Source organism: Streptomyces sp. NRRL B-24085 (assembly GCF_001282115.1).
In the GTDB taxonomy this organism is placed as follows: Bacteria; Actinomycetota; Actinomycetes; order Streptomycetales; family Streptomycetaceae; genus Streptomyces.
Window position 1 is genome coordinate 1 of the sequence record NZ_LJBR01000048.1, and the last position, 6,491, is coordinate 6,491.

Here is a 6,491-nt window from a genome sequence, read left to right on the forward strand (position 1 = left end):
GGCGGTCAGGGCCACGTCCAGCGTCCTGGCGGCCACCTGGCGTCCGGCCCCGCCGAAGCCTCCCCCGCCGCCGGGGCCACCGGCACCCCCGCCGCCGCCTCCCAACTGCGCTTGCAGCGTGGGGCTGACGGCCGTGACGACGTACGCCCCCGCGAGTCCGAGCGCGATACCCAGCGCTCCGCCCAGCAGCCCGTTGACCATGGCCTCGCCGACGACCTGCCGGGTCACCCGCCCCGACTTCCAGCCCAGCGCCTTGAGCGTGCCGAACTCCCGCACCCGGCGCGACACCGCGGACGAGGTCAGCAGTCCGGCGACGAGGAACGCGGCGACGAGCACGGCGATCGACAGCCACCTGCCGACGTTCGAGGCGAGCGACGACGCCGTCGACAGCGACCCCGACACGGTGTCCGCGAGATCCGCCGAGGTCGTCACCGTCGTACCCGAGATGTTCTTCTGGATCGCCGACTTGACGGAGTCGATCTTCTGGGAGTCGGTCGCCTTGACGTAGATCGTGGTGACCTTGTTCTTCGAGTCGCTGAGGGTCTGCGCCTGGGTGAGCGGGACGTAGACGTCGGCGGCCGCGTCCCCGCTGTCCGCGGTGGCGAGGCCGATCACCTTGAACTTGGCGCTCTTGACGGTGAGGGTGGAACCGACCTTGAGCTTCTTCTCCTTGGCGTACGCGGAGTCGACGACGGCGACCTTGGCGGCGGTCTCGGTCGACTTGAACCCGCGACCACTGGTGATCTTGGAGGAGGTCAGCGGGCCGAGGGCCGTCTTGGTGACGTCGGTGCCGAAGACGGAGTAGTTGTCGACGTCGAAGTCGGCGCCGCCGCCCTGCACTTCACCCTGCGGCTGGCCGGTGCCGCCGCCGTTGCGGCCGAAGCCGCCCGCACCGCCCCCGTTGCCGTTCTGCTGGAACTCGCCGCGGGTGAACTGACCGTTGATCTTGACGACTTGGAGGCTCAGCCCGCCGACCGCCTCCGAGACGCCGGTCTGCCGGCCGACCTTGGCGACCGTGGAGGAGGACAGGGTCTGGAAGCCCTGGACCATCACCCGGTCGCTGCTCTGCTCCGCGTCGGAGCCGTTGTCCTGCGCGTCGAACCGGAAGCGCGGCCGGTCCGACGAACCGGCCTGCGGCTGGGCCGCCTTGGTGACCGTCATGTCGGTGCCCAGCCCGTACAGCGACTGGAGGACCTTGTCCTGGGCCTTCCCCATGCCGGACGACACGGAACTGACCACGATGACCAGCGCGATCCCGAGCGCGAGCCCGGAGGCGACCACGAGGGCCGCCTTTCTGCGGCGGCGCAGTTCGCGCCTCAGGTAGGTGAAGAACATGGCCGCAAGCTAGGTACGGCGCGTGATGACTCCATAAGGCGCATATAAGAGCTGCATGAGAAGGCTGTGGTCCGCCCCGGAAACACCGATGCCGCCCCTGAGGACGGCATCGGAAAGCTGTGAACGGGCCCAGGGTCAGACCGCCGACCCCGCCTTCCAGTCCGCCCAGCTCAGGTTCCAGCCGTTGAGGCCGTTGTCCGGGGCCACGGTCTTGTCGCCGGTGTTCTTGACGACCACGACGTCACCGACGATCGAGTGGGTGTACATCCAGTAGCCCGCGGTGCCGGTGTCGTTGGCGCCCTTGGTGTCGGACAGGCCCACGCAGCCGTGGCTGGTGTTCACGGAGCCGAAGATGGACTTGGCGCCCCAGTAGTTGCCGTGCATGAAGGTGCCGGAGTTGGTGAGCCGGAGGGCGTGCGGCACGTCCTTGATGTCGTACTCGCCCTTGCCGTCGTCGTCGGTGAAGCCCACGGTCGCGCCGTTCATGCGCGTCTCCTTGAACTTCTCCGAGATCACCATGGTGCCCTCGTACGTCTTGTTCTCCGGAGAGCCGGCCGAGATCGGGATCGTCTTGATCGTCTGGCCGTTCTGCGTGACCTTCATCTGCTTGGTCTTGGCGTCGACGTACGAGACCTGGTTGCGGCCGATCTTGAAGGTGACCGTCTTCTGCTGGACGCCGTAGACGCCGTCGGCGCCCTCGACCCCGTCGAGCGCGAGCTTCAGCGTGACGGTGGAGTTCTCCTTCCAGTAGTCCTCGGGGCGGAAGTCGATGCGGTTGGCGTTGAACCAGTGGCCGACGACCTCCTGACCGCTGCTGGAGGAGACGGTGATGCCCTTCTGGACGGCCGCCTTGTTGGTGATCGCCTTGTCGAAGTTGATCGACACCGGCATGCCCACGCCGACGGTCGAGCCGTTCTCCGGCGTGAAGTTGCCTATGAAGCTGTTGGCCGGGGAGACCGTGGTGAAGGAGGCGTTCTCGTGGGCGGCGAGCCCGTCGGCGTCCTTGGCCTCGGCGGCGACCTTGTAGGTCGTCGAGCGCTCCAGCTGGGCGTCGGGCTTCCAGCTGGTCCTGTCGGCGGACAGCTCGCCGGCGACCTCCTTGCCGTCGGCGGTCGTCATCGTCACGTCGGTGAGCGTGCCCTTGCTCACGGTGACGGCGGCGGAGTTGTTGATGGAGGCGTTGTCGGTGCCGTCCTTGGGCGTGATCCTGATCTCGGCCTTGGAGCTCTTCTTGGCCGCCGCCTCGTCGGCCTTGGCCTGCGAGGTGTCGTTGCCGCCGCCGCTCGACGACGAGTCGTCGCCGCTGGAACAGGCCGAGAGCACCAGCACCCCGCCGAGCAGAGCGGACGCGACCGTCAGGCCCCTGCGCCGCTTACTGACCGTCATCACACGCTTCTCCATCGTTGCCGAATCCCAGAAACCCCGAGAGTCCCCGTCAATAAAACCTAAACGCTACGACCGGTTCGTCCCGTTCCACCTTGCGAGGAGGTGTGGGGCACACCACTTCCGCTGTGGCGGCAGGTGCGTCTGTCGGTCCGTGCGACCCCTGAGACGACGAAACCCCGGACGGCGGTTGCCGCCCGGGGTCACGAATTTCCCCAGCGCGCTCAGCCGACGACCTCTTCTTCCTCGTCCCCCTCGACATCATCCTCGTCGAGGTCCCAGTCCGGCGAATCCGGGTCGTAGTCGATGCGCTCGCTGCTCCAGGACGCCTGGGCCAGTTCGACCCCCGGCACCTCCCCGACCAGGTCGAACGGGTCCACGAGATAGGCGAGGGCCTCCGCAGTGTCTTCCGTCACAGCGCCCTCGGCGTGCGACCGTTCGTCGTCCGGCATGTCCGGATCCTCCGTGATCCGCGCCAGCGCGGCCCGGGTCACGGCGTCCTGGTCGTCGACCTCGACGACGAGTTCCACTCGAAGCCGTACAAAACGTGATGTCTCTTCAGTGCTCATGCCCGGAGCGTAAAGCCCATGCCTCCCGTGACTTTCCCGTGACCCGCGCCTTTCACTAACATCGCCCCACACGGCCAATTCGCCAGCACCACAAGGGGATCGATATTCCGTGTCATCCGTTCGTCGTCCGTTGCTGACCGCCACCGCCGCGGGGACCCTGCTGGGCGCCCTGTGGTTCGTCCCGTCCGCCAACGCGTCCCAGGACACCCCGGCGAGAACAGCGCCGTCCGTGCAGGCCACCACGCAGGCGCGGGCCACGACCACGAGCGCCGAGACGTCCACGGACACCGCCCGGCTCGCCGACACCGGCAGCTTCGACACCACGCCGTACGTCGTCGGCGGCACCCTGTTCCTCACCCTGGGCGCGGGCTTCGTCGTCTATTCGGTACGCCGGGAACGCCTCGGTTTTTGAACGGGCTTGACGATTTCTTGGCGAGGCCTTCATAGTCCGCCCATGAAGAGATCATCGAGGGCGCGCACCGGCGCCGCGGCGACCGTGTGCGTGCTGTCGCTCGCCCTCGTCACAGGATGCGGCGGGGGTCCGCAGGGCGGCACGATGGAGGCCGCCGCCTCGCCGCGCACCGGCACGAGCGACGCCCCGGCCGCGAAGGCCCGCAGCGCGGCCGAGCTGGAGAAGCTGCTCCTCGCCAAGGGCGATGTCGCCGGGTACGACGTCGACCCGGGCGACGAGACCCTGCCGAAGGCCAAGAGCGCCGTGAAGGCCGACAGGCCGGCGTGCGCGCCGCTCGCCTACGCGCTGTCCGGCCTCCCGCCGGCCGACACCGACGCGAGCGCGAACAACACCGTCACCTCGCAGACGTCCACGCCGTCCCCCGAGGCCCTCGACGAGGTCTCCGTCGAGGGCGCCTTCGACGTCGACATGACCATCGTGGGCCTGTCCTCCTACGAGGGCGACGGCGCCGAGAAGGCGGTCGAGGCCGTCTCCGACGGGATCGCCGCCTGCTCCGGCGGGTTCGGCATCGCGGCCGACGGCGAGAAGCTCAGGATCACCAAGGTCGCCGCGGGCAAGGCCTCCGGCAAGGGCGACCAGTCGGTGGCCTTCGCCGTGGACTCCCGGACGGACGACGAGGGCACGGCCACCTTCGACGTCGATGTGGTCCGCGTCGGCAGCACCGTCTCCACGTACTACACGGTCGACTTCGCCTCGCTGGGCAGCGGCAGGGCGGCCACCGTACCCGCCGCCGTGCTCGACGCCCAGGTGGACAAGCTCAAGTGACGACGAGGGCCCCCGCCGCGGTCGTACGGCAGGGGCCCCTCCCGCTGTCTACCGCAGCGGCCCGGTGACGGCCTCCACCGCCGACACCAGCCGCCCCTCGCGCACGAACGCGTCGGCGGCGGCGAGGTCCGGTGCCAGGAACCGGTCGGGCCCCGGCCCCTCGACTCCCGCCTTGCGTACGGCGGTGATGGCGGCCTGCGTGGCCGGCGCCGGGCTCAGGCCCTCGCGCAGCTCCACGGCGCGCGAGGCGGCGTAGAGCTCGACGGCGAGGACCCGGGTGAGGTTGTCGACGGCGGTGCGCAGCTTGCGCGCGGCCGACCACCCCATGGAGACGTGGTCCTCCTGCATCGCGGACGAGGGAATCGAGTCCGCGGACGCCGGAACGGCCAGCCGCTTCAACTCGCTGACCAGCGCGGCCTGGGTGTACTGGGCGATCATCAGCCCGGAGTCCACGCCGGCGTCGTCGGCGAGGAACGGCGGCAGCCCGTGGGACCGGTTCTTGTCGAGCAGCCGGTCGGTGCGCCGCTCGGCGATCGACGCGAGGTCGGCGACCGCGATGGCGAGGAAGTCCAGGACGTAGGCGACGGGCGCGCCGTGGAAGTTGCCGTTGGACTCGACGCGTCCGTCCGGCAGCACGACGGGGTTGTCGACCGCGGACGCCAACTCCCGCTCCGCCACCAGCCGGGCGTGGGCCAGGGTGTCCCGCCCGGCCCCGGCGACCTGCGGTGCGCAGCGCACGGAGTAGGCGTCCTGGACGCGGGGCGCATCGTCCTGGTGGTGCCCGGTGAGCTCCGAACCCTTCAGCACCGCCAGCATGTTGGCGGCGGAGGCGCCCTGGCCCGGGTGCGGCCGGATGGCGTGCAGTTCGGGGGCGAGCACCTTGTCGGTGCCGAGCAGGGCCTCCAGGGACAGGGCGGCGGTGATGTCGGCGGACTTGTAGAGCATGTCCAGGTCGGCGAGCGCCATGACCAGCATCCCGAGCATGCCGTCGGTGCCGTTGAGAAGGGCGAGGCCCTCCTTCTCGCGCAGCTCGACGGGCGCGATCCCGTGCTCGGCGAGCAGTTCACCGGCGGGCCGCACGACCCCGTCCGGGCCCTCGGCGTCCCCCTCCCCCATGAGCGTGAGGGCGCAGTGGGACAGCGGCGCGAGGTCACCGGAGCAGCCGAGCGACCCGTACTCGTGGACGACCGGGGTGATCTGGGCGTTCAGCACGTCGGCCATGGTCTGCGCGACCTCGGGCCGCACCCCTGTGTGTCCGGAGCAGACGGTCTTGAGCCGCAGGAACATCAGCGCTCTTACGACCTCCCGCTCCACCCGCGCCCCCATGCCCGCGGCGTGCGAGCGGACGATGTTGCGCTGCAACTGGGCCCGGAGCTCCTGGCTGATGTGCCGGGTCGCGAGGGCGCCGAAGCCGGTGCTGACGCCGTAGACGGGCTCGGGCTTGGCCGCGAGGGCGTCGACGATCCCGCGGGCCGCGGCGAGGGCGGCGACCGCCTCCTCGGCGAGCTCGACACGGGCACCGTCCCGCGCCACGGCAAGGACGTCGGACGCGGTGACCCCGGACGTCCCCACCACCACAGTGTGCATATCCATATTCAGGAGCGTACGCACTGAATTCCAGGATGTCACTACTGGGTCGGGGTCACGCCCCTTACCACCCGCGGCCCTCAGGCCGGGCGCCCACGGAACGTCCGCCGCTCGGCCGTCCGCCCGGAAGGAGCGGCGTCGGCCAGCCGCACGACGGGGTCGTCGGGCCCGCCGCGCCCCGCGACGACCGGCCTGTCGGCACGCTCGGCCTTGGCCCGGTACTGCGCGGCGTCGGCCAGCCGGAAGAGCCGCCGGGCGGACCGCACGGGCCCGATGGGATCCGCGGTGGACGCGACCCCGCAGGCCACGCCCTCCCCCAGCTCCAGCTCCCCGGCCCGCCGGCAGAGTTCGTCGGCGGCCCTGACGACGTCGTCGGCGGG

General features: G+C 70.3%; 6 protein-coding genes and 1 pseudogene. 2 read left to right on the top strand and 5 right to left on the bottom strand.

All coding sequences use genetic code 11. The features are described 5' to 3' along the window. The 3 genes from AOJ26_RS07185 to AOJ26_RS07195 all read right to left on the bottom strand — a co-directional run. A partial coding sequence (locus AOJ26_RS07185) for an ABC transporter permease (protein ID WP_053847343.1) occupies positions 1–1,335 on the bottom strand: 1,335 nt, incomplete at its 3' end. A gap of 135 nt (positions 1,336–1,470) precedes the next feature. Further along, a complete protein-coding gene (locus AOJ26_RS07190; protein ID WP_053847344.1) occupies positions 1,471–2,736 on the bottom strand; it encodes a L,D-transpeptidase in 1,266 nt (421 codons plus the stop codon). A 206-nt stretch (positions 2,737–2,942) separates the two neighbouring features. Then, positions 2,943–3,287: a hypothetical protein gene (locus AOJ26_RS07195; protein ID WP_053847345.1), complete on the bottom strand. Its 345-nt coding sequence runs from the start codon at positions 3,285–3,287 to the stop codon at positions 2,943–2,945. Between the two features lie 109 nt (positions 3,288–3,396). On the opposite strand from AOJ26_RS07195, the gene AOJ26_RS07200 reads away from it, so the two are divergent. Next, on the top strand, positions 3,397–3,699 hold the full coding sequence (locus AOJ26_RS07200) for a hypothetical protein (RefSeq protein WP_234358482.1): 303 nt from the start codon (positions 3,397–3,399) through the stop codon (positions 3,697–3,699). 42 nt (positions 3,700–3,741) lie between these two features. Continuing rightward, the gene (locus AOJ26_RS07205; RefSeq protein WP_053847347.1) at positions 3,742–4,524 is read left to right on the top strand and encodes a hypothetical protein; all 783 of its coding nucleotides are present in this window, start codon (positions 3,742–3,744) and stop codon (positions 4,522–4,524) included. Between the two features lie 48 nt (positions 4,525–4,572). Here AOJ26_RS07205 and hutH read toward each other — a convergent pair whose 3' ends face one another. Together hutH and AOJ26_RS07215 are read right to left on the bottom strand one after the other, a co-directional pair. After that, the gene (gene hutH / locus AOJ26_RS07210) at positions 4,573–6,111 is read right to left on the bottom strand and encodes a histidine ammonia-lyase (RefSeq protein WP_053847348.1); all 1,539 of its coding nucleotides are present in this window, start codon (positions 6,109–6,111) and stop codon (positions 4,573–4,575) included. 80 nt (positions 6,112–6,191) lie between these two features. Beyond that, positions 6,192–6,491 (bottom strand): annotated as a pseudogene (locus AOJ26_RS07215) (diguanylate cyclase); the annotation flags it as partial.

Bases quoted from the DNA above. Each gene is read 5' to 3' on its own strand.
- hutH (WP_053847348.1), bottom strand. From the start codon at position 6,111: ATGCACACTGTGGTGGTGGGGACGTCCGGGGTCACCGCGTCCGACGTC.
- AOJ26_RS07205 (WP_053847347.1), top strand. From the start codon at position 3,742: ATGAAGAGATCATCGAGGGCGCGCACCGGCGCCGCGGCGACCGTGTGC.
- AOJ26_RS07195 (WP_053847345.1), bottom strand. From the start codon at position 3,287: ATGAGCACTGAAGAGACATCACGTTTTGTACGGCTTCGAGTGGAACTC.
- AOJ26_RS07190 (WP_053847344.1), bottom strand. From the start codon at position 2,736: ATGGAGAAGCGTGTGATGACGGTCAGTAAGCGGCGCAGGGGCCTGACG.